We start from the raw sequence: 26,737 nt of genomic DNA on the forward strand, positions 1-26,737 counted from the left end.
ACTAGATCGAACGCTGATTAACCCGCGCCGACAGCTGTTCGGCACTTTCCTTGCGTTCGGAATAGCGATCCACCAGAAAATCCTTACGGTCGCGGAGCAGCAGCGTGAATTTGATCAGCTCCTCCATGACGTCGACGACGCGGTCGTAATACGGCGAAGGCTTCATCCGGCCCTCGTCGTCGAACTCCATGTACGCCTTGGGCACCGACGACTGGTTGGGGATGGTGAACATACGCATCCAGCGCCCCAGCACCCGCAGCTGATTGACCACGTTGAAGGACTGCGAGCCTCCGCAGACCTGCATCACGGCCAAGGTCTTGCCCTGGGTCGGGCGAACCGCGCCGAGCGCCAGCGGAACCCAGTCGATCTGCGCCTTGAACACGGCCGACATGGCGCCATGGCGTTCCGGAGAACACCAGACCTGCCCTTCCGACCACTGCATCAGGTCACGCAGCTCCTGCACCTTGGGGTGCTCAATGGGCACATCGTCAGGCAGCGGCAAACCGGACGGGTTGAATATCCGCGTCTCGGCACCGAAGTGCTCCAGCAGCCGAGCGGCCTCCTCCACCAGCAAGCGGCTGTAGGACGTCGCTCGGGTTGAGCCGTAGAGCAGCAGGATGCGTGGTTTGTGGGCGCTGGCTTGAGCCTCGGCATCCGTTGCACCGAGCAGCTCAGAATCAAGGTTGGGAAGATTGTGGGACATAATTTTCTCTACTCAAATGTTGCCGATACGGTCCAGTTCGCGTTGGAGTTCGTCACGGGTCAGCTCGCCAAACGGCAAGGCGAGGAACGCCCGACAACGTTGCTCTATCTGCGCCAACGTGGCGTGGAAAGCGGACTGCGCCTTGGCTTCGTCGCCAACCACATCAGAAGGATCTTCCAGCCCCCAGTGCGCTTTGAGCGTCGGGCCGAAGTACACCGGACAGGCTTCGCCCGCGGCCTTGTCGCAAACGGTAATCACGATGTCAGGAGGATTATCGGAAAAGGCATCGTTGCCCTTGCTGCTCAGTCCCTCTATGGAGATACCGGCCTGTTCCAGCGTGGAGAGGCTGCGCGGGTGCACCTGGCCTTTGGGAAAACTACCAGCACTGATCGCGGCAAAACCTTCCGGGGCCAGATGGTTGAACATTGCTTCAGAAAGGATGCTTCGGCAGCTATTGGCCGTACAAATAAAAAGAACCCGCATGCTGTGCCCCTGCCGCAATGGCATTCAGAAAGTAAGCCACAAAGCCAGCGCCGAGAGGGTGGCCAGCAGGACCGGCAGCGTCAGCACGATGCCGACCTTGAAGTAGTAGCCCCAGGTGATGCGGATGCTCTTGCGAGCCAGCACATGCAGCCAGAGCAGCGTAGCAAGGCTGCCGATGGGGGTGATTTTCGGACCAAGGTCGCAGCCGATCACGTTTGCGTAAATCATGGCCTGACGAGCTACGCCACTGGCTTCGCTGGCATCGATTGATAACGCGCCGATCAGCACACTGGGCAGATTGTTCATGACCGAAGACAGCGCTGCGGCCAGCAATCCCGTACCCAGCGCGGAAGCCCACACCCCGTATCCGGCAAGCCAGTTGAGCGCCAGAGTCAGCCCATCGGTCAGGCCGGCGTTCCTCAGGCCGTACACCACCAGATACATGCCCAGCGAAAAGACCACGATCTGCCACGGTGCCTCACGCAAGACCCGGCGGGTGGAAATCACATGACCCTTGGCGGCCACCGCGAACAGGATAGCCGCGCACACCGCTGCCACTGCGCTAATGGGAATGCCCAGAGGCTCCAGGGCGAACAGGCCCACCAGAAGCGCCAGCAGCATCCACCAACCGACGACAAACGTGCGTTTATCACGGATTGCGGTGGCCGGCGCTTTCAAGTCCGCTGGTGAATAATGCGCGGGGATGTCGCGGCGGAAGAACAGGTACAGCACCACCAGTGTGGCCGCGATGCTGACCAGGTTGACCGGCAGCATCACCGAGGCGTACTCGGAAAAGCTCAGGCCGAAGTAATCAGCCGAAACGATGTTCACCAGGTTCGATACCACCAGCGGCAGGCTCGCGGTATCGGCAATGAACCCGGCAGCCATCACGAAGGCCAGGGTTGTCGCCGCCGAAAAGCGCAGCGCCACCAGCATCGAAATCACGATGGGCGTGAGGATCAGCGCCGCGCCATCGTTGGCGAACAGTGCCGAGACAGCGGCCCCCAGCAAGACGCAGAAGGCAAACAGGCGTTTTCCGCTACCACCTGCCCAACGCGCCACATGCAACGCGGCCCATTCGAAGAAGCCCGCCTCATCCAGCAGCAGGCTGATGATGATGATGGCGATAAAGGTCGCGGTGGCATTCCAGACAATCGCCCAGACGGTAGGGATGTCCTGCAAGGAAACCGCACCGACTGCCAGGGCGATTACCGCGCCAATACTGGCGGACCAGCCAACACCCAGCCCCTTCGGCTGCCAGATGACCAGGATGAGAGTAAGCAGAAAAACAGCAGCGGCAATCAGCATTTCAAGCTCTTTAAAAGAGGGTCAGCAGCACGAGAAAGAGGCCCGAACGGGCCCACGCATATTCTGCAGACGAGACCGGTTGGCCGCCAGCAAGTCGCGCGGGCCCTTCAGAATCGCAGGTAGAGAATCGTTTATTCAGGCGGACAGTCGGAGCCGAGCCGATAGTAGACCATTGCCCTGACGGCAAGCGAGAAAGCGAACCGATACGGGCAAGATACCGGCCGGACCTGGTCACTCTTATCCAGAGCACTCCACGGCTCACGAGCACAGGTTTCGTCCCGCCCCAGCCGCAAAGCGCTTCGTCTTGTGCACGCAACTCGGCAAGCCTCTGCCCGGTCAACTGCAGCAGGTAACGGCCGGCAGGTATGCGGCCCCGAATCCAGAGGAGCCAGGCATGACCGATAACGCACGAGTCGCTGTGGTATGCGGAGCCAGCGCCGGTGTCGGGCGGGCCACGGCGCTAGCGCTGGCACAGGCGGGCTATCAGGTTGCGTTGATTGCCCGCGGGCTACAGGGGCTGGAGGAGGCCCAGGCCGAGCTGGAAGCCAGCGGCGCGCAGGTGCTGGCAATCGCACTGGATGTGGCGGATGCCGAAGCGATGGATCGCGCTGCCGAGCGGATCGAGGCCGAACTGGGGCCGATCGATATCTGGGTAAATTCGGCGATGGCCACGGTATTCGGCCCGGTTCGCCTGACCAGTGCGGCGGAGTTCAAGCGCGTCACGGAAGTGACCTATCTGGGCGTTGTCCATGGCACGCTGGCAGCGCTGCGCCATATGCAACCGCGCAACCGCGGCACCATCGTGCAGGTTGGCTCGGCACTGTCCTACCGGGCGATCCCGCTGCAGTCGGCCTATTGCGCGGCGAAATTCGCCATACGCGGTTTTACTGATTCCCTGCGCTGCGAGCTTATCCATGACAAGAGCGGCGTGCGGCTGACGATGGTTCAACTGCCGGCCCACAACACGCCGCAGTTCGATTGGTCGCGCAACAAGATGTCTCGAAGAGCGCAACCCGTGCCGCCCATTCACAAGCCGGAGGTCGCCGCACAGGCAATCCTCCGTGCGGCCCGCGAAGCACCGCGCGAGCTCTGGGTCGGGCGCGCCTCGCTGCAGGCCATCATCGGCACAATGCTCATGCCCGGTCTGCTCGATCGAATGATGGCCAAACAGGCCTGGGACGGCCAGATGACTGAGGAACCGCTGGCTGCCGCACAGCCAGACAATCTGTTTCAGCCAGTCGCCGGCCTGCATCGTCTTCATGGCCGCTTCGACGACGAGGCTTTGGACAAAGCGCCCAGCCTAGCCTCGGAGACGGTAGGCAAGCTGGCGCTGGGACTGACGCTCGCGGTCGCGTTGGCCGTGGTGATCGCCATGGCCTGAATCGGTCCGTTCTGACCGCACGTTTCGTCCTGCAGTACCCGGCGAAAGTCGTACAAGGCCGCAACTCCCTTGGCCAAGCGGAGCGGCAGGGCTACCCTGCGCCTTTTTGTCGCCGAGCCTTAACGATGTCTGTGTTCGATATGTTGTTGCTGATCGTCGCCGGTTTTGCCGCCGGCGGAATGAACGCCCTTGCCGGTGGTGGCACCTTCTTTTCGTTCCCGGCGCTGCTCGCCATCGGCCTGCCGCCGGTGACGGCCAACGCCACCAACGCCGTCGCGCTCTGGCCGGCTAGCCTTGCCGGTGCCTGGGCTGCACGCACCAGCCTGCGCCCGTTGGGTCGTTATCTGGTGCCCTTACTGTTGGCCGGTCTGGCTGGCGGTCTGCTGGGCGGCATCCTGCTGCTGGTCAGTGGCGACGATGTCTTCAGCCTGCTGATTCCCTGGCTATTGTTGCTGGCCACCGCCTTGTTCGCCGCCAGCCCGCTGCTCAGCCGCTGGCTGGCATCACGGCGCAAGGAAGCCAGTGAAGTACCGCCTCACGGGCCGCTATCCCTGGCTGCACACGGCCTGGTCTCCATCTATGGCGGCTACTTCGGCGCAGGGATGGGCATCCTGCAGCTGGCGGCGTTTTCTATCGAAGGCCATGCGCTGGTGCGTGCCAACGCGCTGAAGAACCTTATCTCCGCGGTGATTTACAGCGTCGCCACAGCCACCTTTATCGTTGCCGGCCGGGTGAGCTGGTACGAGCTGGCGATTCTGCTGGTTGGCACGACCTTGGGCGGTTACGCCGGCGGCGCGCTGAGTCAGAAACTGCCGGCCAGCTGGCTGCGGCTATTCGTGATCCTGGTCGGCGCAAGCATGACCCTCTATTACTTCTGGACGACCTACATGCAGTGATGCAGCCCCGGCGGTCCCGCTGCCGCCGGGCACTTTCTCGCGTTCCTAATCGTCAAAGGAAGTCGCCTGCTGCCAAGTGGGCAAACGCCCCCTTACGGCTGCTTTTTCCGCCCAGCTCTGCTAGTGTCGCGACCGTTTTAAAGCAGCCCCAATGAACAGGTTCCGCCATGGCCCGCAAGAAAGTTGCCCTCGATTTCGAACAATCCCTCGCCGAGCTGCAACAGCTGGTCGAACGACTGGAAAGCGGCGAGCTGTCGCTGGAAGATTCGCTGACCTGTTTCGAGCAGGGCATCGGCCTGACTCGTGACTGCCAGGCTGCACTCAGCCAGGCCGAGCAGAAGGTGCAGATTTTGCTGGAGCGCGACGGCAAGTTGCAGGAAGAACCCTTCGAAGTGGCTCCGCAAGCATGATCGAAACCTACCAGCAGCGCTGCCAGCAGCGTGTCGACACCCGCCTGAACGCCCTTTTTACTCCCCCGCTGCCACAGCTCGAACGCCTCTACCAGGCCATGCGCTACAGCGTGATGAATGGCGGCAAGCGAGTGCGCCCGCTGCTGGTCTACGCCGCCTGCGAAGCGCTCGAAGGCGACGCAACGCAGGCCGATGGCGCCGCCTGTGCGGTAGAGCTGATCCATGCCTACTCCCTGGTGCATGACGACCTTCCGGCGATGGATGACGACGATCTGCGTCGCGGCCAGCCGACTACCCACAAGGCATTCGACGAAGCCTGCGCGATTCTTGCCGGCGATGGCCTGCAGAGTCTTGCCTTCGAAGCCCTGGCCGCACCGGCGCACAACCCGGCCGATCCGGCGCTGCGCCTGGAGATGTTCAGCAGCCTGGCGCGTGCCGCCGGCCCTGCCGGAATGGTTGGCGGGCAGGCCATCGACCTTGGCTCTGTGGCGGTCAAGCTTGATCGTCAGGCGCTGGAACTGATGCATCGGCACAAGACCGGCGCCCTGATCGTAGCCTCCGTCCGTCTCGGCGCCCTGTCCAGCGGCCGCGCCGACGAGGCCAGTCTGGCCGCGCTGCAGCAGTACGCCGAGGCCATCGGCCTGGCCTTCCAGGTGCAGGACGACATCCTCGACGTGGAAAGCGACACCGCCACGCTCGGCAAGCATCAGGGGGCCGATATCGCCCGCGACAAGCCCACCTATCCGGCCTTGCTGGGCATGGAGGCGGCAAAAGCCTACGCAGTGGAATTGCGCGACATTGCCCTGCAGGCACTGCAGCCTTTTGGCGCCACTGCCGGACCGCTGCGCGAGCTGGCCCGCTTTATAGTCGAGCGCCGCAGCTGATCATTTATGGACACCAGATCTCGCCTGAACGGCACCGCCCAGTGGCCCTCAGGCGCCGCGGTTCTTATCGCAGTGCCCATCGGGTAAACTGCGGCTCTTTTTTCAGCCAAAACGATGCGCCAGATGCTCAAGACGTTCCATGAGATTCCTCGGCTTCGCCCGCAAACGCCCCTCCTTGACCGCGCCGCCACGCCTGCGCAGCTGCGGCGTCTGGGCGAGGCGGAACTCGAAGAGCTCGCCAACGAGCTGCGCCTTGAACTGCTCTACAGCGTCGGCCAGACCGGCGGGCACTTCGGCGCGGGCCTCGGCGTCATCGAGCTGACCATCGCGCTGCATTACGTTTTCGATACGCCGGACGACCGTCTGGTCTGGGATGTTGGCCATCAGGCCTATCCGCACAAGATCCTCACCGGGCGTCGCGAACAGATGGCCAGTTTGCGCCAGAAGAACGGCCTTGCCGCCTTTCCGCGCCGCAGCGAAAGTGAATACGACACCTTTGGCGTCGGCCATTCCAGCACTTCCATCAGCGCGGCACTGGGCATGGCCATCGCCGCCCGCATGCAGGGCCAGAAGCGCAAGTCCATCGCCGTGATCGGTGATGGTGCGTTGACCGCCGGCATGGCCTTCGAGGCGCTCAATCACGCCCCGGAAGTTGGGGCCGACATGCTGGTGGTGCTCAACGACAACGACATGTCGATCTCGCGCAACGTCGGCGGCATGTCCAACTACCTGGCCAAGATTCTTTCCAGCCGCACGTACACCAGCATGCGAGAAGGCAGCAAGAAGGTGCTGTCGCGCCTGCCCGGTGCCTGGGAAATCGCCCGTCGCACCGAGGAGTACGCCAAGGGCATGCTGGTGCCCGGTACCCTGTTCGAAGAGCTGGGCTGGAACTATATCGGCCCCATCGACGGCCACGACCTGCCGACTCTGATCGCCACGCTGCGCAACATGCGTGACCTTTCCGGGCCGCAGTTCCTGCATGTGGTGACCAAGAAGGGCAAGGGTTTCGCCCCTGCAGAAATCGACCCCATCACCTGGCATGCGATCAACAAGCTTGACCCCGTGGACGCCCCGCCAACGCCAAAAGCGCCGTCCGGCCCGCGCTATTCCAATATCTTCGGCCAGTGGCTGTGCGACATGGCCGCCGCCGACCCACGCCTGCTGGGCATCACCCCGGCGATGAAGGAAGGCTCGGATCTGGTGGCCTTCAGCGAGCGCTTCCCGGAGCGCTACTTCGACGTCGCCATCGCCGAGCAGCACGCCGTCACCCTCGCTGCGGGCATGGCCTGTGAAGGCGCAAAGCCGGTGGTAGCGATCTATTCGACCTTCCTGCAGCGCGCCTACGACCAGCTGATCCATGATGTCGCGGTGCAGAACCTCGACGTGCTGTTCGCCATCGACCGCGCCGGTCTGGTGGGCGAAGACGGCCCGACCCACGCGGGCAGTTTCGATCTGTCGTACCTGCGCTGCATTCCGGGCATGTTGATCATGACCCCCAGCGACGAGAACGAGATGCGCCGCATGCTGACCACCGGCTACCTGTTCGAAGGTCCGGCGGCCGTGCGTTATCCGCGCGGTACCGGCCCCAACGCTGCGCTGGAGCCCGGCCTTGAACCGCTGGAGATCGGCAAGGGCGTGATCCGCCGTCAAGGCTCGAAGGTCGCCCTGCTGGTATTCGGCGTGCAGTTGCCCGAGGCGCTGCAAGTGGGCGAAACCCTGGATGCGACCGTCGTCGACATGCGCTTCGTCAAGCCGCTGGACGAGGCGCTGGTTCGCCAGTTGGCCGACTCCCACGAGCTGCTGGTGACCATCGAGGAAAACAGCATCATGGGTGGTGCGGGCAGTGCGGTGGCGGAATTCCTCGCGGGTGAGGCCATCGTCAAGCCACTGCTGCAGCTGGGCCTGCCGGATATCTACGTCGAGCACGCCAAACCCGCCGAAATGCTCGCCGAGTGCGGCCTGGATGCCGCGGGAATTGAAGCAGCGGTACGCGCCCGCCTGGCATAAGGTGGCAAACGCCAAAGGCTTTTCCACCGTGCCTGCCAACCTGTAGGGCCGAGTTCATTCGGCCTCGGCGCACCTTCTGATTATTGCGGCCCGGCCTGCAAGCCGCACACCGGTACGAACCCTCATGTCATCTCTGCCCAACTTCATCATTCATCGCCCTGACCCCGCGCTGGCTCACGCCCTACGCCACAAGATCGATCGCAAGACCAAACCACTGGGCGCACTCGGGCAGCTGGAAGCCCTGGCGCTGCAAATCGGCCTGGTCCAGCAGAGCCTGACCCCCAGCCTGCAGCGCCCCAGCCTGACCATCTTTGCTGCCGATCACGGCCTGGCACGCGCCGGAGTCAGCGCCTATCCGGCGGAAGTCACGCCGCAGATGGTGCTCAATTTCGTCGCCGGTGGCGCAGCCACCAATATCTTTGCCCGCCAGCGCGGCTTCGAGCTGCAGGTAGTGGATGCTGGCGTCAACAGCGACTTCCCGAGCGATCTACCCCTACGCCACGAAAAGCTCGGCTACGGCACCGCCAATGCGTTGGAGATGGCGGCGATGAGTAAGGCTCAGGCCGTGCAGGGCCTGGAAATCGGGCGCCGCATCGCCCATGAGGATGCGGATAAAGGCAGCAATGTGCTGGCCTTTGGCGAGATGGGTATCGGCAACACCTCCAGCGCCACGCTTCTGGCCCATTTCCTTGCCGGGCTGCCGATTGCCGCCTGCACCGGCCGCGGCACTGGCCTGGATGACCCGGGGCTGGCACGCAAGATCGCCACGCTCGAAGCCGTCGCGGCGCGCGTCGGCTCCGGTCCTCATACAGTGCTCGACATCCTCGCCGAGGTCGGCGGCTTCGAAGTGGTGATGATGGCCGGCGCCATGCTCGGCGCTGCAGAGAAAGGTGCGCTGATCATCGTCGACGGCTTTATCGCCAGCGCGGCGCTACTGGCGGCCATGCACATCGAGCCGGCGGTACGCGACTATGCGGTTTTCGGCCACCGTTCCCAGGAGGGCGGCCATCCCCTGCTGCTCGAGCATCTGCAGGCGAAACCGCTGCTGCAACTGGATCTGCGCCTCGGTGAAGGCAGCGGTGCGGTGCTGGCCTTCCCCTTGCTGCAGGCGGCCTGCGGCTTCCTCAACGAGATGGCATCGTTCGAGGAAGCGGGCGTGAGCAGTGAGGCCACGCCATGAACGAGCGCACCACCTGGCGCCGCGAGAGCGACCGTTTCCTGCTTTCGTTGCAGTTCTTTACCCGCATCCCGATTCCCGCCCGAGTGCCCTACTCGGAAGACGAGCTCAACCAGGCGGCAATCTATTTCCCGCTGATCGGCACTCTGATCGGCACGCTCTGCGCGCTGGTCTACTGGTGCGCTTCCTTGCTCTGGCCCGAGCCGGTAGCGATTCTGCTGAGCATGGTGTTCAGCCTGCTGCTGACCGGTTGCTTCCACGAAGACGGCCTGGCCGACTGCATGGACGGCATGGGCGGCGGCTGGGATCGCGAGCGCATCCTCACCATCATGCAGGACTCGCGTCTGGGCACTTACGGTGCCACCGCGCTGATCGGCACCCTGGCGGGCAAGTTCCTGCTGCTGAACGCGCTGCCCACCGCGCTGATCATTCCGATAATGATCCTGGCCCACGCAGTGAGCCGCCTCAACGCCGCCAGCATGATGCTCACCGAAGCCTACGCACGCCCCGAAGGCAAGGCCAAGCCCTTGGCAGTGCAGATGTCGCCAATGGGCTTGCTGATCGCAGCCACCCTGGCGCTGCTGCCCTTTATCTGGGTCGAGATACCAGGGCTGTTCTGGCTGGCACTGCTGCCGCTGATCGCGCTGCGCTTCTGGTTTGCCCGCTGGCTGCGCAAATGGATCGGCGGCTTTACCGGGGACTGTCTCGGCGCGCTGCAGCAGCTCAGCGAACTGACATTCCTGCTGGGCGTATTGGCGCTGTGTCGCTTTATCTGATCCGCCATACCCGCGTCGGCTGCGCGCCAGGCCTGTGCTATGGCCAGCTGGATGTGCCGCTGGCGGACAGCTTTGCCGAAGAAGCACAAGCCGTGCAGCTAACGCTTTCGGCGCAGTTTCCCAACGGTCTGCCGCCGGTATGGAGCAGCCCCAGCCTGCGCTGCCGTCAGTTGGCCGATGCGCTGAAGGCGCCCTACCGCACCGATGCGCGGCTAATGGAGCTGAACTTCGGCGCTTGGGAAGGCCGTACCTGGCAGGAGCTGGATTCCCCTGAAGCCCGCCATTGGGGCGATAACTGGCAATCGGCCGCGCCGCCCGCGGGTGAGTCCCTGTCGCAGCTGCTTGCACGCCTGCGGGACTTCCTCGCTGAGATCGGAACGGGTGACGCGCTATTGATCAGCCACTCCGGCCCGATCCGCGCGATACATCATCTACTCCTGAATGAACCGCTGGAAACAGCGTTTCGCCGGCCAGTCGGCTACGGAGAGCTGCTACGCCTGTGAAAGATCGAAGCCTGCGCACGATCCTGTAGGGCCGAATTCATTCGGCCGCTAGCACGCCAACGGTCGAATAAATTCGACCCTACGGCCGGAGCACCAACCTGTAGGAGCGAATTCATTCGCGAGCTTTTCCCGCCGCCCACACAAAAGCTTCGCGGGCATGGCCCGCTCCCACGAGGTGTAGCAGCCCGCTTGCTTTTGAGTGGGAACGGGCCATGCCCGTGAATAGCAACACCGCGAAAGCTTCGATGGCATCACCCGAAAAGCGGCATCGTGCACACAGCCGCCACCGGCCATTCTTAACCTTGATCATTGCCATCCGGCGCACCGCCGGCTATGGTGCGCGCGTTTTCCATTCAGGTGTGCCGCCGCAAGGCGCGCATTAAACGGGAAGCCGGTGCGTTCAATCGAACAATCCCGGCGCTGCCCCCGCAACGGTAATCGACCGCGATCCCCCGTGATCGCCGTCCGCTCAACCGCCACTGTGTTTCGACATGGGAAGGCGAGCGTGATGCGAGTCGAGAGCCCGGAGACCGGCCTGAGCGGATTCGACTGGTGTTGCGGAGGGCAGCACCGTCAAGCGCGGCCACCTGCATTTTCCGGTTTCCCGCTTGTTCCTGCCCTCCTCAAAAGTGCATTGATCTTTTGAGGATTCTCTACCGATGAAACTGTCCCGAATTGCCTTGGCTATCGCGCTTGCGCCCGGTTTGGCATTTGCTGCCGATGAAACCAAGTCCAGCGCTCAGCTGCCGCCCATGGTGATCACCCGCGCGACCAACTTGAAAGCGCCAACCCCCGCCAGCGTCGCGGTAATCGATCGCGAGCAGATCGAGCGAAGCGCCGCCAGCAATCTGCTCGACGTTCTCCGCAGCCAAGCCGGCCTGCAGATCCGCGACACAATGGGCGACGGCAACCGCGCCGCCATCAGCCTGCGCGGCTTTGGCGAGAATGCGGTCAACAACACCCTGGTCCTGGTGGACGGTCGTCGCCTCAACGTGCCCGCACTGGCGGGCCCTGACCTCAATAGTGTTCCGCTGGCAAATATCGAGCGCATCGAGATCATTCGCGGCGCCGGTACTGTGCTTTACGGCGATCAGGCCGTGGGCGGCGTGATCAATATCGTCACCCGGACACCCGCCAAGCGCGAGGCCTATATTGAGGCCAGCCGCGGTAGCCATGACCTGGAGGCCTATCGCGGCCACATCTTCCAACCCCTGGCTGCGGGTTTCTCGCTCTACGCCAGCGGTGAGACGCGCAACAGCGATGGCTACCGGGACCATAACAATGCCAACTACAGCAATGCGTTCACCCGCCTGCGCTACGATCACGACACCGGCCATGTACTCTACGAATACCAGACGGTAGACGACGAGTTGCTCTACCCTGGCTATATCACTGCCGGACAGCAACGGCAGGATCGCAAAGGCAGCATCACGGGCAACTCCAGCGGCTATAACGACAGCAAGACTCAGGTACATCGCATCGCACTGGAACAGAGCTTGTCGGACAACTGGACAGCTAGTTTCGACTACAGCCACAGTGACCAAGATGGTGTCGGCTCATTCGACTACGGTTACGGCCCCTCACCTTTCGTCCAAGATCTGCGTACCGAGAGCTTCAGCCCTCGCTTGACTGGACACTGGCACACTGACCTCGGCCAGACTGAATTGCTGCTAGGCCATGACCATATCACCAGCGATTACCAGAGCAGCGCCACTATGGTCGACGCCCGCCAGACCCAGCGCGACTGGTACGGTCAGATCAGCCAGCCCTTGGGGCACGGCCTAAACCTGACCTTGGGCTACCGCGCCAGCGAAGTGGAAGACCGTGAGGCCATAGTCAGCAAACACCAGACTGATCGCGAGAGTAGCACCAGCATCGGGCTGAACTGGCAGGCCAACGACCACCTTAAAGCTTTCATCAAACGCGAGGATGTACTGCGCTGGGCAAATGTCGAGGAAAACGGCTGGACCGCCAATGGCGTCGACTTCCTTGAACCGCAAACGGGTGAATCTTGGGAAGGCGGACTTGAATGGGCGGATTCGCAACAGCGCTACCGAGCCAGCGTCTATCGACTCGACCTCAAAGACGAGATCATGTACGACGCCTTGGCGACCGGCCCCTATGGCGGTCTAGGAGCCAACAGCAACAAGGACAAGACCCGTCGCGACGGACTGTTGCTGGAAGGGCAACGCCAGCTGAACGCTCGCCTGGGCATTGGCGGCCAGTACAGTTTCACCGACTCTGAGTACCGCGATGGCAGCTTCAAGGGCAACGAAGTACCCTGGGTCGCCCGCCACAGCGCCAGCGCTCATTTAGACTATCTGATCATTCCAAGCTTGAACGGTCGGCTCGAAGCCGTTTATACCGGTGCCCGGTATCTGTCCAGCGACGAAGGTCACGCTCTACCTCGAACTGGTGGCTACACCCTATTCAACGCAGCCCTGACTTACACATACCAGCAATTCAACGCCAAACTGCGGGTGAATAACCTGACGGGAAAACGCTACGAAAGCTTCGCCTCCTACGCCAACTGGGTATCGGGTGCGCAAAGCCGTTTCTCAGCTCCCGAAGAAGAGATCCAGCTGAGCGTTGGCTACCGCTTCTGATAGCCTCTGCCTGGCGCTGCCGAATATGGCAGCGCCAGGTAGAAGAAGCTGAATCGGGCGCCTTGATGATCGCCTTTCTGTCAGCACGCTGACACATAACGAATCCCCTCCTCATGCGCCACCGTCCCGCTTGTTTCCTGCTAGCCCTGCTTCTGCTGCCATGGATGGCTTCCGCCACCCCGCAGCGCATCCTTTCCCTCGACTTGTGTACCGATTGGCTGATCGCTTATCACGCGGATCGGGAAAAGGTCGTGGGCCTTTCGCAGTTACAGCATCGCTATCCGGTCCATTGGATAGCGCCCGGCTGGCCACTGCACGACGGCAACCTGGAGCATATTTTTGCGTTGCAGCCCGACCTGGTGCTCACCGGCCAGTTCTCGGCGCAGCAACTGCGCCAGCGTTTGCAAAGCCTGGGCTTGCGCGTGGAGGCGCTGCCGCTGCCGAACACCCTGCAGCAGGTGGTTGAGTACGAAAGACAGTTCTTGCGCACCCTGCACCTGCCGCAGACGCTCGCCAGTACGGTTCCGCCCGCCCCGGCCCGCCCTGCCAAGACCCAGCGCCTGCTGCTGCTCGGCGCCAATGCCATCGGCACTGGGCGGGAAACCCTGGAGAGTGAAATTCTCGAATATTCCGGTTGGACCAACTACCTGACCGCCCCCGGCTACCAGCGTCTTGATCTGGAGCGGCTGGTCAGCGATCCGCCAGATGCGATTCTATGGGCCGCGCCTGGTGATCAGGCGCTGGCCAATCAATTTGCCGAACACCCGGCGCTGGCCAAGGCCGTACCCGCCGAACGCTGGCTCGCCAGCGAGTTCTGGCGCTGGCAATGTCCGGGGCCGTGGACCTGGGAACTGATAGGACAATTGCATCAATGGCTCGACTGATCACGCCGTTGCTCAGCGGCCTGTTGCTGCTCGCCGCCCTGCTCTCACTGAGCCTGGGTTCGGCCTCGGTCAATGCCATCGGCGGCCTGTTCGATTGGCTGCGCGGCGCGGATACGCTGGAGGCCATCGTCGTCGGGGATATCCGCCTGCCGCGCACCCTCCTGGCGATCTGCGTCGGTGCAGCACTAGGGCTTTCCGGCGCGGCGCTACAAGGGTTGCTACGCAATCCGCTGGCCGATCCCGGCCTGATTGGCGCCAGCCAAGGCGCGGCGCTTGGCGCAGCGGCAGTGTTCTACTTCGGTCTTTTGTCGTTTGCCGGCGAAATGGCACCTGCACTGGCTGGCCTGCTCGGAGCCGGCATTGCGCTGATCCTGATGCTGGGCCTGGCTGGCTCCTCGCGGCCTTCGATGGTGATCATGGCAGGATTGGCCATTTCCACTGTCAGCGGCGCGGCACTGGCCATGGTGCTGAACTTCGCGCCCAACCCTTTCGCCATGCAGGAGCTGGTGTTCTGGCTGCTAGGCTCGGTCTCCGAGCGCGGCCTGGATCACCTGCACATATTGCTGCCGGCACTGCTGATCGGCAGCTTTCTGATTCTGCGCCAGCGCCCGCTGCTATACGGGCTGAGCCTTGGCGAGCAGGCCGCGCAGAGCCTGGGGCTGAATGTCAGGCGCGGCAGCCGGCTGATCGTCCTTGGTGCGGCGATATTGGTCGGTTCCGCCGTGGCGGTGGCCGGGGCCATCGGTTTTGTCGGGCTGATCGTGCCGCATCTGATTCGCCCCTTGGTCCGCCACCGCCCGGATCGTCTGCTGATCCCCTCGATGTTGGCGGGAGCGACGCTGGTGCTTTGTGCGGACCTGCTGGTAAGGCTGATGCCGCCGGGCCGCGAACTCAAGCTGGGGGTGCTGACTTCGCTGATTGGCGCACCGCTATTTATCTGGCTGGTCTGGCGGGAGCGGCAAAAATGGAGCTGATGCGTGCCACCGGTCTGGGCGTGGACGAGCGCTTACAGGGCATTGACCTGAACCTGAATGCTGGCGAAGTGCTGGGCATCATCGGCCCCAACGGCTCGGGTAAGTCCACCCTGCTCAACTGCCTGGCCGGCATACAACCGCATCGCGGCCAACTGAACATCGCAGGTAAACCCGAGCGGCACATGAGTGCCAACCAGCGCGCGCGCCAAGTGGCGTTGCTGCCGCAATCGAGCCAGAGCGCCTGGGCCTTGAACGTGGAGAACATCGTCACCCTCGGCCGCCTGCCCTGGGGTGATGAAGATGCCGACAAGATTCACCACGCCATGCACCAGGCGGGCGTCTGGCAATGGCGCGAGCGACGTATCGACCAGCTTTCCGGTGGTGAGCAGAGCCGTGTCTGGCTGGCCCGCGTACTGGCCGGCGAGCCCAGGGTGCTGATTGCCGACGAGCCGGTGGCCAGCCTGGACCTCTATTACCAGCGGCATATTCTCGAATTACTCAGGCAATACGCCGGTGAGGGGCGCGCGGTGCTGGTGTCGATTCACGACCTGTCTCTGGCGGCGCGCTATTGCGATCGCCTGTGCCTGATGCATCAGGGCCGCCTCTACCGTACCGGCACACCGCAACAGGTGCTGACACCCGAACATCTGGCCGAGGTATTCAACATCGAGGTCCACGTGGACTTCAGCGTCTGGCCGCCGATCATCCAGCCGAGGTGAAAATATGGTGCTGAAACTCAGCAAAAACCGCGACGAGGTCTGCTATCCCTTTATCCAAGAAACCTCGGTGCTCTGCGATTTCGAAGTGCTCACCGATGAGCTATGTGGCCATATCGGCGAGATCATCGACCTGACTCCCTTCGGATGACCTGCGCGCCGATCTGGAACAGCTGCAGCCATTGGCCTTTCATGTGAACGGGTCGATTCGAGGGCGGCTGGCCGTGGAGGAAACTGATCTGGCCTGGCTGCAGTCGCGGTTGAGCCACTTTCAGAAAGAAGTAAGCGAGCGTCTGACAGGGTTCGTGTTGCCGCGGGGAAGCGCGCCGGTCCCGCAGCTTCACCACGCCCGCTCCTGTGCGAAGAAGGCCATACGCGCGATGGTTCGGGTGGATCAGGAAGGCATCGAAGTGCCTTTGATCCTGCCGCGCTTATGCAACATGATGGTCAACTTTTTCTTTGTGCTGACACTGGTGATCAACCAGCGCCGGGACATCGACGAGGTGCCCTTCGTCAGCAAGAGCTACGGCAAGCTCTGACGATCTACAGCACCTGCCCCGGCACGCGATAGAGCGTGATGGTCATCAGGCTGCCAAACACCAGCAGCAGGCAGGCCACGCCGCCCAGCCCAGACAGCGAGCCCAGTGCCGCCAGCCAGGCCGGCACCGCGGCCCAGTACAGGCCGATCACCTGCGCCCGCTGCAAAGCGGCCCAGCGTTCGCGCTCGCCGGCCGGGTCGCGCTCCTGCAGGGCAAAGAGCGCGCGCTTGAATGACGAGAACGCCTTCAGGCTTGGGAACAGGGCGAACAGGCCGGTGATAAAGATCGCGATGGGCGGCAACCCGAGGTTGAAGTCGATGGGGCCCAGCAGGACCCAGGGCAGCAGGCAGAGCGCCATCCAGAACCACCAGAGCCGGTTCAGTCGAGTCCTTTCTTCCGTACGCGTCATGATTGCTCAGCTTCGCCCTGGTGAATTTCGCCTAGCAGATGACCGAGCTTGCCGGCCTTGGTGGCGAGGTATTTACGGTTGTGTGGGTTATGCGCGATCTGCAGCGGCTTGCGCTCGGCGATGCGGATGCCGAAACCCTGCAGCGCCTTGACCTTGCGCGGATTGTTGGTCATCAGCTTGATTTCGGATATGCCCAGATGGTCTAGCATCGGCAGGCAGATCGCGTAGTCGCGCATGTCCGGGGCGAAACCCAGGCGCTCGTTGGCTTCGACAGTATCGGCGCCCTGATCCTGCAGTTCGTAGGCGCGAATCTTGTTCAGCAGGCCGATACCACGACCTTCCTGACGCAAATACAGCAGCGCACCACGCCCCTCGTCGGCAATGGCCTTCAACGCCGCTTCCAGCTGGAAGCCGCAGTCACAGCGCAAGCTGAACAGGGCATCGCCGGTGAGACATTCCGAATGCAGGCGGCCCAGCACAGGCTGGCCGTCAGCGACGTCGCCCATGGTCAGAACGACATGCTCCTTGCCGGTCTCCTGATCGAGAAAGCCATGCATGGTGAACACGCCAAACGGCGTCGGCAATTGGGAAGCGGCGACGAACACGACAGACACCGGAGAAACTCCAGAAGCGAAAAGGCGACATTGTAACAGCAGCACACATAAAGCTGGCGCAGAAGGGTGCCGCTTTTCATCCACCTCAAGTCCAACCCACAAGTTGTATGGGCACATTTGTGGGAACGGGCCATGCCCGTGAAGGGCTTGTGCTCAGGTGCGAGTCCGTTCGCGAGCGTGGCTCGCTCCTACAGGGCGGGTCACTGCCCCTTATGTGGGAACGGGCCATGCCCGTGAAGGGCTTGTGCTCAGGTGCGGGTCCGTTCGAGCGTGGCTCACTCCTACAGGGCGGGTCACTGCCCCTTATGTGGGAACGGGCCATGCCCGTGAAGGGCTTGTGCTCAGGTGCGGGTCCGTTCGCGAGCGCGGCTCGCTCCTACCGGTGGCAGGTAAAACCTCAGCGCTGCGTCAGCTGCTTGTACAGTTGCGGCAGGCGGAACGGGAGTTGCTGCGGCTCCTTGATCAGGGTGTAGCCATTGGCGCCGAACATGTAGGGCAAGTAGTCGCCGGCCTCGCTGTCGATGGTGATGCAGAACGGCACCAGCCCCTGACGGCGGGCTTCGAGCACCGCCTCGCGGGTATCTTCGACGCCGTAGCGGCCCTCGTAGATATCCAGATCATTGGGCTTGCCGTCAGTTACCAGCAACAGCAGCTTACGCCGCTGCGGGCATTTGCCGAGCAGCTCGGTGGCCTGGCGTATCGCCGCCCCCATGCGGGTGTAGAAGCCGGGCTTGAGCGCCTGGATCCGCCCGCGGGTTTCGTCGCCGTAGGGCTGGCGGAACCGCTTGAGCTCCTGCATTCGCACCTGGTGGCGGCGCAACGAGGAGAAGCCGTACAGCGCGAATTCATCACCCACCGCCGACAGCGCCTCGCCGAACAGCAGCAGGCTGTCGGTAATCACGTCGATGACCCGGTGTTCGTTGTCCAGATGCGCGTCGGTGGACATCGACAGGTCGGCCAGCAACAGGCAGGCCAGGTCGCGACGGCTCTGGCGCTGCTCCATAAACAGGCCACGCTCGGCACACTGGCCATGCTGGCGCTCGACGTGAAAATCCAGCCAGGCCTGCATGTCCAGCTCGGAACCCTGCGGCTGGCCGCGAAACCATTGCGGGTCGTTGCGCAGGTGCTCGAACTGGCGGCGCAGCTTGCGCGCCAGCGGGCTCAGGCGCAGCGGCAAGCCCTGCGGCTCGGAACCACGTGGCAGCATCATCTGCAGGTTGACGAAGTTTTCCTGCAGGGATTGTTTGCGATAGTCCCACTCCGGCAGCTTGATGCCCTCGCCCAGGGGAATATCGTCGAAGTCGGCCGGCGGCAGGTCCAGGTGCAGCTTCAGCCCACCACCCTTGCGCATGCGCTGGCGCGACATGGCGATCTCGTCGAGGTCTTCGGCCACGCGCGAGGCGTCCTCGTTTTCGCTGTCATCGCTCTGGCGATCCAGCTCGACGTGCTCGGTCCAGCTGAACAGATTCTCCAGGCGGAACAGCATCAGCCCGCCCTTGCCGGAGTTTTCCTCGACGCGCTTGGCGCGTTTGCGCAGGCCCTTCTGTTCGGATGGCGGCGCTTGCAGGTTGTTGTCCGGGTCCTCGTCGGCCAGTTCGGTAGCCTGCGGCACGCCAAGGTTTTCCGCCGGGTACAGCCACATCGGCAGCGGCCAGGGGGCAATTTCGCTGCGCGGAAATTGATCGACGCTGCCCGGCTCGCGCAGTGCCTGGCGTAGTGCCCGCTCCAGCGCACCTTCGGCCTTGGGCAGAGAATCCGGATCGGGACGCAGCAGCAGATGCGCCTCCACCAGCCGCTCATAGCGCGAGCGCATTGCCGGATACTGTTGAAGCAGTGCCTGGGTCCAGCGCTGGTTATCACGTGCCCAGTGCCGCATCTCGCCCGCCTGCGCCGCGAGCAGCGCCAGCCAACGATACAAATCCTGGTTAAGTTCGACCTCGGGAAACACCGCAAGACTTTGCGGCAGACGGAGATTGCTGGCATCGCACCAGGCCACCGGCAACTGCTTGCAGGTCCCGGCGACCTGTTGCAGCAGGTTGCGGCGCAGCATCAGATCCCGCGCATTAGCCGCCTCGACGCCGACGCCACTGGCACCCCCCATGGCCCGAAACAGCACCGACAGCGGGCGGCGCATGCTTTCGAGCTCGACGCGGGCCTCGGGAAAGTCCGGGCTGGCGCGGCGGGTGATGAAGCGGTGCCAGACACTACCGACCCACTCTTCGACTTCGATCGCAAAAGCCATGGCATTCCCCTCAGTACAGGTCAAAGCAGCTACTTCAAACAGCAACGGCCCGCTAGGTCAGCCGGGCCGTCACATCACATCACCAGCGACTCATGCGGCAGCCGTGGCTGAAACCGTCTGGTCGACGGTGACTCGGCCACGCTGCCTGAAGCTGTACAGGTAGCAGACCAGGCCGATCAGGAAGATCACACCGGCGATCAGACGCAGCCAGAAGAAGATCATCAGCTGGTCAGTCGTATTCATGAACGACATGGCAGCGCCGTCGGCAGGGATACGCTGCAGCCAGATCTGCACCACACCGGCAGCGGTGAGGAACAGCGTGATGGCGACCATGGAAACGGTCATCAGCCAGAAGCCCCAGATCTCGATGCGCTGTGCCCGTGCATCCGGTGCTTCACCCAGACCACGCAGGCGCGGCATGGCGTAGCTGATGATGGTCATCACGATCATCGCGTAGGCACCGTAGAAGGCCAGGTGTCCGTGGGCGGCAGTCAGCTGCGAACCGTGGGTGTAGTAGTTCACCGGAGCCAGGGTGTGCATGAAGCCCCATACGCCTGCGCCGAAGAATGCAGTCACGGTAGTACCGATGGCCCACAGCGAGGCGGCCTTGTTCGGGTGGTCACGCCGACGACGCCGTACCATGTTCAGCGAGAACAGCACCATGGCGAAGAACGGCAGCGGCTCCAGCGCGGAGAAGATCGACCCCAGCCACAACCAGACCACAGGCGCACCGATCCAGAAGAAGTGGTGACCGGTACCGATGATGCCGGTGATCAGCGCCATGGCGACGATCACATAGAGCCACTTCTCGATCACCTCCCGGTCGACACCGGTGACCTTGATCAGGACGAAGGCCAGCATCGAGCCCATGATCAGTTCCCACACGCCCTCTACCCACAGGTGCACCACAAACCACCAGTAGTACTTGTCGCGCGAGAGGTTTTCCGGGTTGTAGAAGGCGAACAGGAAGAACACTGCAAGCCCGATCAGACCCGTCATCATCACCGTGCTGATCACGGTCTTGCGACCTTTGAGCAGGGTCATGCCGACGTTGTATAGGAAGCCCAGGGCCACCACCACGATACCGATCTTGGTGATCGTCGGCTGCTCAAGGAACTCCCGCCCCATGGTCGGCAGCAGGTGGTTGCCGGTCATCTGCGCCAGCGCGGCGTAGGGCACCAGCAGGTAGCCGAGAATGGTCGCCACACCCGCTGCGGCAAACACCCAGAACAGGATGATGGCCAGCTTCGGGCTGTGCAGTTCGCGGTCCGCTTCCTCGGGTATGAGGTAGTAGGCCGCGCCCATGAAGCCGAACAGCAACCAGACGATTAGCAGGTTGGTGTGAACCATCCGTGCCACGTTGAATGGAATCAGCGGGAACAGGAAGTCACCCACTATGTACTGCAGACCCATGATCAGACCGAACAGGATCTGCCCGACGAACAGGACCAGCGCGAACACGAAGTAGGGTTTGGCGACGGCCTGCGATTGGAACTTGAGATGCGGATTCATGATGCTCATGTCTCAACCCTCCTTGTTTGGCGGCCAGTTGTTGGTATCGATCTTCGAAGTCCATTTGAGGAACTCCGCCAGATCGTCCACTTCCTGCTCGCTCAGGTTGAACTGCGGCATGGCCCGGCGTCCTGGTACGCCCAGAGGCTGAGCCTTCATCCAGGCAGCCAGGAAGGGCTTGAAGGCCGCATCCTCACCACGACGAACGAAGACGTTGCCCAGCTCCGGCGCGAAGTAGGCGCCTTCACCAAGCAGGCTGTGACAGCCAATGCAGTTGTTGTTTTCCCAGACTTCCTTGCCGCGCACTACCGCCTCGGTCAACTCCGACGCGTTGGTACGCTCTGGGAAAGTCTGCTCTGTGTGATAGGTCAGACCTAGGAATACCAGGAAGAAGAAGATGCTTCCCCCGAAGTAGATATTCCTGGCCATCCCCTTGGTGAAGGTCTCGGACATGGTCGCCTCCTCATGGCTTGGCGTCGCCAGTTTAAAAAGGCAGCTATCTAAATCTGCTTGATGCCAATCAAGAACATCCGATCAAAGAGCTCAGGTATTAAAGAAGGCAGGCGACAGCTTCGCGCAGGGTGCTTTTCTTTGAATGGAATCGGAGAAACGGAGGGGGAAAAGGCTGTCGAGCGGAGGAGAAAATCTTTCGTAGGAACGTGCCATGCCCGTGAAGGAAACCCTACCCTGGGTGCAGTGCTTGTTCGTGGGCATGGCCCACTCCTACGCGAGCCAGACCGTAGCCGATAGCTCCGTAGTCTGGTTTAGCCGAAGGCGTAGTCTGGATTTCGAGCAGAACCTGACGGTGGCGGGGGTATCGGCAAATGTGAGGTTTCGGCGACGGATGCGCCTGCAGCGATTCCGTCCTGCGAAGCTCAAAGCAGCATCGCCACCAGGATGCCGCCCGCCATTACCACCGGCCAGGTAGCCAGCAGCAGGCGCCACTGGAGCGGCGCATGGCGTAGCTCCATAAAGCCGTCGGAGATCAGCCAGGCCTTGACCAGGGCCACCACCAGTACGCAAGCAGCCAGCAGCAAAGTCGAGCCCGAGCTGCCGAGGATAACGGTGGCGACGGAGAGGACGGCAAGCCCGAACCAGCAGCCGATCAGCACTTTCGAAGCGGACATCGCAACCTCATCAGTTGAGGACATAAACCAGCGGAAACAGCAGCACCCAGACCATATCGACCATGTGCCAATAGAGCACTCCGGACTCCATCCCCGCGTGATTCTGCGCGCTGTAGGCACGACGCCGGCAGCGATCGGCCATCCAGCCGAGAATCACCATGCCCAGCAGCACGTGCAGAAAATGAAAGCCGGTGAGAATCCAGTACAGGGTGAAAAAGGTATTGTGCTCCAGACCCAGCCCGAGGCTGGCCAGGTGGCCGTACTCATCGAGTTTGAGCACCACATAGACACATGACGTCAGCAGCGCCGCCAGCAACAGCCAGGCAGCACGGCGTGACTGCCCCATGCGAACCTGTTCCACCGCCAGCGCGGCAAACAGGCCGGACGTCAGCAGGCTGAGCGTCAGCGCCAGGCCGGTCGAGCTGTCGAGCGCGGCTCGGCTCTGGGCAAACATCTCGGGATGAAGCATCTGGGTGATGGCGAAGGCCAGGATCAGGATGGCGAAGCACGACAGCTCGACCAGGATAAAGAACCACATCGCCAGGTCGCCCGGTAGACGACGGCTCGCTCCGGCAGCGGTATCAGGCAAAGTGGACATCGACGACATCCATCAACGCGGCGACGGTCTGTGCATCATCCGACAGCGGCTCGGCAAGACACGCCATGCAGGCTTCGCGCGGACTCATGCCGGAGCGGATCATGCGTGCGGCAAAGATCAGCAGACGCGTCGAGGCGACTTCCTCCAGATCATGCTGCTCCAGCCGGCGCAACGCCTGGCCCAGCTTGACGACCTGCCCTGCCAGCTCGGCATCCACCTGCGCCTCGTTGGCGACGATGCGCACCTCCTCGGCAGGCGCAGGATAATCGAAACGCATGGCTACGAAGCGCTGACGGGTGCTGGGCTTCATGCCTTTGAGCAGGTTCTGGTAGCCGGGGTTGTAGCTGACCACCAACATAAAGCCCGGCGGCGCCTTGAGCGCTTCGCCGGTGCGCTCGATGAACAGCTCGCGACGGTCATCGGCCAGCGGGTGCAGCACCACTGCGGTGTCCTGCCGTGCCTCGACCACCTCGTCGAGATAGCAGATACCGCCCTCACGCACTGCGCGGGTAAGTGGGCCGTCCTGCCACCAGGTGCCCTGGGAGCCGATCAGATGGCGCCCCACCAGGTCGGCAGCGGACAGGTCATCGTGGCAAGCCACGGTGTACAGCGGCAGGTTCAGGCGATGCGCCATGTGCTGGACGAAACGGGTCTTGCCGCACCCGGTTGGCCCTTTGATCAGCACCGGCATGCCATGCCGCCAGGCCTGTTCGAACAGCACCTCTTCGTTGCCCAGCGCCTGGTAGAACGGCGCATCGTTCAGACCGACAAGGCTCTCGGGCGCATTCATTGGCAATACCTCACTGCGACGGTTGGTTAATTCAGTCGCAGCCAAAGTACCCGCCTCCGTCTCATCGCCTCAAGCGGCCTGCCGGCAAAGCTTGATTACGGTCAAGCAGCGGTATGGATGGCGCCGAAACCCGTCGCCTGGGGTAGCCGAAGGCGTCTCCTGCACACGAGATCAGTAAAGCAGCCTGCCTGCCGATAAAACCCTAGCCCTGACTGGCGAAAAGCCCCGTTGCGGCTGTCAAAGCACACAGAGCACCGCCCTCGAAGCCCGCGCCTAAGGCGGCATAGGGTCGCGGATGACGCCGCAAACGAGACGATGTTCTGGTTGATTGCAGTCAAGGACCCAGGCCTGCGAGTACCGCATTCTCACGGCGTGGCTGTGGTCCGGAGCTGTACCGTTGATGCATCGCCCGCAACCATGATCGGGGACAAAAGGTTGCTTCGCTCAGCCGGTAAACTTAACGTGCATGTTCCGGCACGCCCTGTCGGAAATCCTGGTGGCGGGCCCAACCCCAAAAATTAGCCTTGAGGAAGTACCCATGAAGAAAATTCTAATCCCACTGCTGGCAATGGGTGGCGCTCTGGTTCTGCAGCCAGCTGTGGCTCAGGACGGCGAAGCGCTGTTCAAGAGCAAACCTTGCGCAGCCTGCCATAGCCTGGACGCTAAGCTGGTCGGCCCTGCGCTGAAAGAGGTTGCTGCCAAATATGCTGGCCAAGACGGGGCTGCTGACCTGCTCGCCGGTCACATCAAGAATGGCAGCCAGGGCGTATGGGGTCCGATCCCCATGCCACCAAACGCCGTTACCGAAGAAGAAGCCAAGACACTCGCCGAGTGGGTTCTGAGCCTCAAGTAATACCCTGAGAGGGCATCAGGAAAGTGTCCCGCCACGCAGTGTCATGCCTGATGCCCCTCGCTCCCGCCCCTACCTCACCTCTTTAGCCTCGCGCCTTCAGAACCGGGCAAACTGCAGATAACTGGCAGTGAGCTGCTCGCCCCAGAGCAACGCAATCCAGCCGGCAATCGCCAGATAGGGGCCAAAGGGAATAGGCGTACTGCTCTCCGCTTTCTGCATGCGCAGCATGATGGTTCCCAGCACCGCGCCGACCACAGAAGACAGCAATATGGTCAGCGGAAGCACCTGCCAACCGCCCCAGGCGCCCAGCATGGCCAGTAACTTGAAGTCTCCATAACCCATGCCTTCCTTGCCGGTCACCAGCTTGAACAACCAGTACACCGACCACAGGCTGAGATAGCCCGCCACAGCCCCCCATAGCGCGTCTTCCAGCGAAGCGAACAGGCTGAAACTGTTAACGATCAGCCCCAGCCATAGCAGCGGCAGCACCAGCGAGTCCGGCAGCAGCTGGTGATCGACATCGATCATGCTCATCGCCAGCAACCCCCAGGTCAGCAGCAACATCGCTCCTGCCTGCCAGGTGAATCCAAAATGCCAGGCGATATATCCCGAGAGCACTCCACACGCCAGCTCCACTAGCGGATAGCGCTTGCTGATCGGCGCCTTGCATGCCGAGCACTTGCCACGCAGCGCCAGCCAGCTAGCCAGCGGAACGTTCTCCCAGGCTCGAATCCGATGATTGCAATGCGGGCATCGAGAGTGCGGTAAAAGCAGATTGAACGGCGCTCCATTCGAGTCGACCGGCAACTCCAGGAACTCCCGCGCCTGTGCACGCCACTGCCGCTGCATCATGACCGGCAAACGGTAAATAAGGACGTTAAGAAAGCTGCCCACCAGCAACCCCAGCACCAGCACACACAAAACAAAGGCCAGCGTATTGCTGGCCAGAAACTCAAATATCATTTTTTGGCAGACCATTGAAATGGTTATGCGCCGGTTGTCTGTCACGCATACCGGAGCTGTAAGTCTTCGTCTGTGGCAGCGGCTTTAGCCACCACGCTTTGCCTGGTCCCGTGTTCGCGGGCATGGCCCGCTCCTACGGAAATACCAATAAACCGCCCTACGCTTAAACCACGGCGCCCAGCTGGAAAATCGGCAGATACATCGCAATGATCAGTCCGCCCACCAGCACACCAAGGACGGCCATGATCATCGGCTCCATCAGCGCGGTAAGCCCATCGACCATATTGTCCACTTCTTCCTCATAGAAGGTCGCCACCTTGGCCAGCATCTCATCCAGCGAACCGGATTCCTCGCCGATCGCTGTCATTTGCACCGCCATGCTCGGGAAGGTTCCGGTGGTGCGCATCGAGAAGTTCAGTTGCATACCGCTGGAAACATCGCTTTTGACCTTCGCCGTAGCATTGCGAAACACCACGTTGCCCGTGGCGCCTGCCACCGAGTCCAGCGCATCCACCAGCGGCACGCCCGCCGCGAATGTGGTCGAAAGCGTCCGGGCGAAACGCGCCACCGAAGACTTGTACAGAATGTCGCCCACCACCGGCACTTTCAGCATCAGCCGGTCAAACCAGTTGCGAAACTTCTGCGAGCGGCTGTGTGCCTGCTTGAAGGCATAAGCTGCGCCAATCATTCCGACCAGCACGATATACCACCATTCCTGCAGCAGTTCGGAAAGGCCGATCACCATCAGCGTGAAGGCCGGCAGTTCCGCGCCGAAGTTGGCAAAAACTTCCTGGAACTGCGGCACCACCTTGATCAGCAGAATGGCCGAAACGATCACGGCCACGGCAATGACCGCAATCGGGTAGTTCATCGCCTTCTTGATCTTGGCCTTGAGCTGCTCGGTTTTCTCCTTGTATGTCGCAACCCGGTCGAGCAACGTTTCCAGCGAACCGGACTGCTCCCCCGAATCCACCAGGTTGCAGTACAGCTCATCGAAATATTGCGGTTTCTTGCGCAGCGACGTTGCAAAGCTGTTGCCCGCAGCCACTTCCTGCTTGAGGTCGTCCACCAGCTTGCGCATGTTGGGGTTATCGAATCCTTCAGCAATGATGTCGAACGACTGCAACAGCGGCACACCAGCTTTCATCATGGTGGCCATCTGCCGGGTAAACAGCGCAATGTCCATGGGCTTGATCTTCTTGCCCGCGCTGAACAACGAAATCGACTTCTTGCGAACCTTCTGTGGGTTGATGCCCTGTTTGCGCAGTTGCGCCTTGACCAGTGCCGGGCTGACGCCGCTCAGTTCACCCTTGACCTTCGCGCCTTGCCGGTCGAGGCCTTCCCAGATGAACACACTGTTTTTGATCGCTTTCTGCGCCATG

28 protein-coding genes and 1 riboswitch are annotated in these 26,737 nt (G+C 62.2%); of the genes, 15 read left to right on the forward strand and 13 right to left on the reverse strand.

The window, feature by feature from the left end; translation table 11 throughout:
* Nucleotide 1 precedes the first annotated feature (1 nt).
* From arsH to BN1079_RS08705, 3 genes are read right to left on the reverse strand one after another with little or no spacing between them, the layout of a single operon-like run.
* The gene (gene arsH / locus BN1079_RS08695) at nt 2-703 is read right to left on the reverse strand and encodes an arsenical resistance protein ArsH (RefSeq protein ID WP_037023709.1); all 702 of its coding nucleotides are present in this window, start codon (nt 701-703) and stop codon (nt 2-4) included.
* A 12-nt stretch (nt 704-715) separates the two neighbouring features.
* Nucleotides 716-1,186: an arsenate reductase ArsC gene (locus tag BN1079_RS08700; protein ID WP_037023710.1), complete on the reverse strand. Its 471-nt coding sequence runs from the start codon at nt 1,184-1,186 to the stop codon at nt 716-718.
* Between the two features lie 24 nt (nt 1,187-1,210).
* Nucleotides 1,211-2,494, reverse strand: a complete 1,284-nt coding sequence (locus BN1079_RS08705; protein ID WP_037023711.1) for an arsenic transporter — start codon at nt 2,492-2,494, stop codon at nt 1,211-1,213.
* 394 nt (nt 2,495-2,888) lie between these two features.
* Between BN1079_RS08705 and BN1079_RS08710 the strand changes: the two genes are divergently transcribed.
* The 14 genes from BN1079_RS08710 (at nt 2,889) to BN1079_RS08770 (ending at nt 16,247) form a co-directional block, all read left to right on the forward strand.
* Entirely contained in the window at nt 2,889-3,875 is a 987-nt protein-coding gene (locus BN1079_RS08710) for an SDR family oxidoreductase (protein WP_037023712.1), read from the forward strand.
* A gap of 125 nt (nt 3,876-4,000) precedes the next feature.
* Nucleotides 4,001-4,771 carry a sulfite exporter TauE/SafE family protein gene (locus BN1079_RS08715; protein WP_037023714.1) on the forward strand — a complete coding sequence of 257 codons (771 nt, stop codon included), beginning with the start codon at nt 4,001-4,003 and terminating at the stop codon, nt 4,769-4,771.
* Between the two features lie 167 nt (nt 4,772-4,938).
* A complete protein-coding gene (locus BN1079_RS08720; protein ID WP_037023722.1) occupies nt 4,939-5,181 on the forward strand; it encodes an exodeoxyribonuclease VII small subunit in 243 nt (80 codons plus the stop codon).
* On the forward strand, nt 5,178-6,065 hold the full coding sequence (locus BN1079_RS08725) for a polyprenyl synthetase family protein (protein ID WP_037023724.1): 888 nt from the start codon (nt 5,178-5,180) through the stop codon (nt 6,063-6,065). Before BN1079_RS08720 ends, BN1079_RS08725 begins: the two co-directional genes overlap by 4 nt.
* A 123-nt stretch (nt 6,066-6,188) precedes the next feature.
* Nucleotides 6,189-8,072: a 1-deoxy-D-xylulose-5-phosphate synthase gene (gene dxs, locus BN1079_RS08730; RefSeq protein WP_037023725.1), complete on the forward strand. Its 1,884-nt coding sequence runs from the start codon at nt 6,189-6,191 to the stop codon at nt 8,070-8,072.
* A gap of 124 nt (nt 8,073-8,196) precedes the next feature.
* Nucleotides 8,197-9,252 (forward strand): nicotinate-nucleotide--dimethylbenzimidazole phosphoribosyltransferase, encoded by a 1,056-nt coding sequence (gene cobT / locus BN1079_RS08735; protein WP_037023726.1) that lies wholly within the window; start codon nt 8,197-8,199, stop codon nt 9,250-9,252.
* Complete coding sequence (locus tag BN1079_RS08740) at nt 9,249-10,025, forward strand: adenosylcobinamide-GDP ribazoletransferase (protein ID WP_037023727.1); 777 nt, start codon at nt 9,249-9,251, stop codon at nt 10,023-10,025. The genes cobT and BN1079_RS08740 overlap by 4 nt, the downstream gene beginning before the upstream one ends.
* Complete coding sequence (gene cobC, locus BN1079_RS08745; protein ID WP_052114457.1) at nt 10,010-10,528, forward strand: alpha-ribazole phosphatase family protein; 519 nt, start codon at nt 10,010-10,012, stop codon at nt 10,526-10,528. The genes BN1079_RS08740 and cobC overlap by 16 nt, the downstream gene beginning before the upstream one ends.
* 338 nt (nt 10,529-10,866) lie before the next feature.
* Nucleotides 10,867-11,081, forward strand: a riboswitch (cobalamin riboswitch).
* 106 nt (nt 11,082-11,187) lie between these two features.
* Nucleotides 11,188-13,134 (forward strand): TonB-dependent receptor, encoded by a 1,947-nt coding sequence (locus BN1079_RS08750; protein WP_037023728.1) that lies wholly within the window; start codon nt 11,188-11,190, stop codon nt 13,132-13,134.
* A 113-nt stretch (nt 13,135-13,247) separates the two neighbouring features.
* Nucleotides 13,248-14,018, forward strand: a complete 771-nt coding sequence (locus tag BN1079_RS08755) for an ABC transporter substrate-binding protein (protein WP_037023729.1) — start codon at nt 13,248-13,250, stop codon at nt 14,016-14,018.
* A complete protein-coding gene (locus BN1079_RS08760) occupies nt 14,006-14,992 on the forward strand; it encodes a FecCD family ABC transporter permease (protein ID WP_037023730.1) in 987 nt (328 codons plus the stop codon). Before BN1079_RS08755 ends, BN1079_RS08760 begins: the two co-directional genes overlap by 13 nt.
* Nucleotides 14,983-15,711: an ABC transporter ATP-binding protein gene (locus BN1079_RS08765; protein ID WP_037023731.1), complete on the forward strand. Its 729-nt coding sequence runs from the start codon at nt 14,983-14,985 to the stop codon at nt 15,709-15,711. Before BN1079_RS08760 ends, BN1079_RS08765 begins: the two co-directional genes overlap by 10 nt.
* Before the next feature lie 4 nt (nt 15,712-15,715).
* Nucleotides 15,716-15,859 carry a hypothetical protein gene (locus BN1079_RS17715; RefSeq protein WP_171819295.1) on the forward strand — a complete coding sequence of 48 codons (144 nt, stop codon included), beginning with the start codon at nt 15,716-15,718 and terminating at the stop codon, nt 15,857-15,859.
* Nucleotides 15,860-15,902: 43 nt separating this feature from the next.
* Entirely contained in the window at nt 15,903-16,247 is a 345-nt protein-coding gene (locus tag BN1079_RS08770) for a hypothetical protein (protein WP_231850772.1), read from the forward strand.
* 4 nt (nt 16,248-16,251) lie between these two features.
* Here the strand turns inward: BN1079_RS08770 and BN1079_RS08775 are convergent, their stop codons facing one another.
* The 8 genes from BN1079_RS08775 to BN1079_RS08810 all read right to left on the reverse strand — a co-directional run bounded on the left by BN1079_RS08775 (nt 16,252) and on the right by BN1079_RS08810 (nt 23,512).
* Nucleotides 16,252-16,656: a hypothetical protein gene (locus tag BN1079_RS08775; RefSeq protein ID WP_037023735.1), complete on the reverse strand. Its 405-nt coding sequence runs from the start codon at nt 16,654-16,656 to the stop codon at nt 16,252-16,254.
* A complete protein-coding gene (gene ribA / locus BN1079_RS08780) occupies nt 16,653-17,270 on the reverse strand; it encodes a GTP cyclohydrolase II (protein ID WP_037023736.1) in 618 nt (205 codons plus the stop codon). Before ribA ends, BN1079_RS08775 begins: the two co-directional genes overlap by 4 nt.
* A gap of 397 nt (nt 17,271-17,667) precedes the next feature.
* Entirely contained in the window at nt 17,668-19,512 is a 1,845-nt protein-coding gene (locus BN1079_RS08785; protein WP_037023737.1) for a nitric oxide reductase activation protein NorD, read from the reverse strand.
* A gap of 90 nt (nt 19,513-19,602) precedes the next feature.
* Nucleotides 19,603-21,033, reverse strand: coding sequence for a cbb3-type cytochrome c oxidase subunit I (locus BN1079_RS08790; protein ID WP_037023738.1), 1,431 nt, complete (start codon nt 21,031-21,033; stop codon nt 19,603-19,605).
* Between the two features lie 3 nt (nt 21,034-21,036).
* Nucleotides 21,037-21,477 (reverse strand): c-type cytochrome, encoded by a 441-nt coding sequence (locus tag BN1079_RS08795; RefSeq protein WP_037023739.1) that lies wholly within the window; start codon nt 21,475-21,477, stop codon nt 21,037-21,039.
* A 422-nt stretch (nt 21,478-21,899) separates the two neighbouring features.
* The gene (locus tag BN1079_RS08800; protein WP_037023740.1) at nt 21,900-22,151 is read right to left on the reverse strand and encodes a cytochrome C oxidase subunit IV family protein; all 252 of its coding nucleotides are present in this window, start codon (nt 22,149-22,151) and stop codon (nt 21,900-21,902) included.
* 10 nt (nt 22,152-22,161) lie between these two features.
* On the reverse strand, nt 22,162-22,749 hold the full coding sequence (locus tag BN1079_RS08805; protein ID WP_037023742.1) for a cytochrome c oxidase subunit 3: 588 nt from the start codon (nt 22,747-22,749) through the stop codon (nt 22,162-22,164).
* Entirely contained in the window at nt 22,733-23,512 is a 780-nt protein-coding gene (locus BN1079_RS08810; RefSeq protein WP_171819327.1) for a CbbQ/NirQ/NorQ/GpvN family protein, read from the reverse strand. The genes BN1079_RS08805 and BN1079_RS08810 overlap by 17 nt, the downstream gene beginning before the upstream one ends.
* A gap of 565 nt (nt 23,513-24,077) precedes the next feature.
* Between BN1079_RS08810 and BN1079_RS08815 the strand changes: the two genes are divergently transcribed.
* Nucleotides 24,078-24,392, forward strand: coding sequence for a c-type cytochrome (locus tag BN1079_RS08815; protein ID WP_037023746.1), 315 nt, complete (start codon nt 24,078-24,080; stop codon nt 24,390-24,392).
* 96 nt (nt 24,393-24,488) lie between these two features.
* Here BN1079_RS08815 and BN1079_RS08820 read toward each other — a convergent pair whose 3' ends face one another.
* Nucleotides 24,489-25,355, reverse strand: a complete 867-nt coding sequence (locus BN1079_RS08820; protein ID WP_037026723.1) for a prepilin peptidase — start codon at nt 25,353-25,355, stop codon at nt 24,489-24,491.
* A gap of 163 nt (nt 25,356-25,518) precedes the next feature.
* A complete protein-coding gene (locus BN1079_RS08825; protein WP_037023748.1) occupies nt 25,519-26,736 on the reverse strand; it encodes a type II secretion system F family protein in 1,218 nt (405 codons plus the stop codon).
* Nucleotide 26,737: the final 1 nt, after the last annotated feature.

The sequence above is a fragment of the Pseudomonas saudiphocaensis genome (assembly GCF_000756775.1).
Classification (GTDB): domain Bacteria; phylum Pseudomonadota; class Gammaproteobacteria; order Pseudomonadales; family Pseudomonadaceae; genus Stutzerimonas; species Stutzerimonas saudiphocaensis.

Excerpts from the sequence above, each read along its gene's own strand:
- BN1079_RS08765 (WP_037023731.1), top strand. The coding sequence starts at position 14,983 with ATGGAGCTGATGCGTGCCACCGGTCTGGGCGTGGACGAGCGCTTACAG.
- BN1079_RS08755 (WP_037023729.1), top strand. The coding sequence starts at position 13,248 with ATGCGCCACCGTCCCGCTTGTTTCCTGCTAGCCCTGCTTCTGCTGCCA.
- BN1079_RS08700 (WP_037023710.1), bottom strand. The coding sequence starts at position 1,186 with ATGCGGGTTCTTTTTATTTGTACGGCCAATAGCTGCCGAAGCATCCTT.
- cobT (WP_037023726.1), top strand. The coding sequence starts at position 8,197 with ATGTCATCTCTGCCCAACTTCATCATTCATCGCCCTGACCCCGCGCTG.
- BN1079_RS08775 (WP_037023735.1), bottom strand. The coding sequence starts at position 16,656 with ATGACGCGTACGGAAGAAAGGACTCGACTGAACCGGCTCTGGTGGTTC.
- BN1079_RS08795 (WP_037023739.1), bottom strand. The coding sequence starts at position 21,477 with ATGTCCGAGACCTTCACCAAGGGGATGGCCAGGAATATCTACTTCGGG.
- BN1079_RS08750 (WP_037023728.1), top strand. The coding sequence starts at position 11,188 with ATGAAACTGTCCCGAATTGCCTTGGCTATCGCGCTTGCGCCCGGTTTG.
- BN1079_RS08720 (WP_037023722.1), top strand. The coding sequence starts at position 4,939 with ATGGCCCGCAAGAAAGTTGCCCTCGATTTCGAACAATCCCTCGCCGAG.
- dxs (WP_037023725.1), top strand. The coding sequence starts at position 6,189 with ATGCTCAAGACGTTCCATGAGATTCCTCGGCTTCGCCCGCAAACGCCC.
- BN1079_RS08825 (WP_037023748.1), bottom strand. The coding sequence starts at position 26,736 with ATGGCGCAGAAAGCGATCAAAAACAGTGTGTTCATCTGGGAAGGCCTC.
- BN1079_RS08805 (WP_037023742.1), bottom strand. The coding sequence starts at position 22,749 with ATGTCCACTTTGCCTGATACCGCTGCCGGAGCGAGCCGTCGTCTACCG.
- BN1079_RS08820 (WP_037026723.1), bottom strand. The coding sequence starts at position 25,355 with ATGATATTTGAGTTTCTGGCCAGCAATACGCTGGCCTTTGTTTTGTGT.
- BN1079_RS08710 (WP_037023712.1), top strand. The coding sequence starts at position 2,889 with ATGACCGATAACGCACGAGTCGCTGTGGTATGCGGAGCCAGCGCCGGT.
- BN1079_RS08760 (WP_037023730.1), top strand. The coding sequence starts at position 14,006 with ATGGCTCGACTGATCACGCCGTTGCTCAGCGGCCTGTTGCTGCTCGCC.
- BN1079_RS08725 (WP_037023724.1), top strand. The coding sequence starts at position 5,178 with ATGATCGAAACCTACCAGCAGCGCTGCCAGCAGCGTGTCGACACCCGC.
- BN1079_RS08705 (WP_037023711.1), bottom strand. The coding sequence starts at position 2,494 with ATGCTGATTGCCGCTGCTGTTTTTCTGCTTACTCTCATCCTGGTCATC.
- BN1079_RS08800 (WP_037023740.1), bottom strand. The coding sequence starts at position 22,151 with ATGTCCGCTTCGAAAGTGCTGATCGGCTGCTGGTTCGGGCTTGCCGTC.
- BN1079_RS08790 (WP_037023738.1), bottom strand. The coding sequence starts at position 21,033 with ATGAGCATCATGAATCCGCATCTCAAGTTCCAATCGCAGGCCGTCGCC.
- BN1079_RS08715 (WP_037023714.1), top strand. The coding sequence starts at position 4,001 with ATGTCTGTGTTCGATATGTTGTTGCTGATCGTCGCCGGTTTTGCCGCC.
- BN1079_RS08785 (WP_037023737.1), bottom strand. The coding sequence starts at position 19,512 with ATGGCTTTTGCGATCGAAGTCGAAGAGTGGGTCGGTAGTGTCTGGCAC.
- BN1079_RS08740 (WP_037023727.1), top strand. The coding sequence starts at position 9,249 with ATGAACGAGCGCACCACCTGGCGCCGCGAGAGCGACCGTTTCCTGCTT.
- arsH (WP_037023709.1), bottom strand. The coding sequence starts at position 703 with ATGTCCCACAATCTTCCCAACCTTGATTCTGAGCTGCTCGGTGCAACG.
- BN1079_RS08815 (WP_037023746.1), top strand. The coding sequence starts at position 24,078 with ATGAAGAAAATTCTAATCCCACTGCTGGCAATGGGTGGCGCTCTGGTT.
- BN1079_RS17715 (WP_171819295.1), top strand. The coding sequence starts at position 15,716 with ATGGTGCTGAAACTCAGCAAAAACCGCGACGAGGTCTGCTATCCCTTT.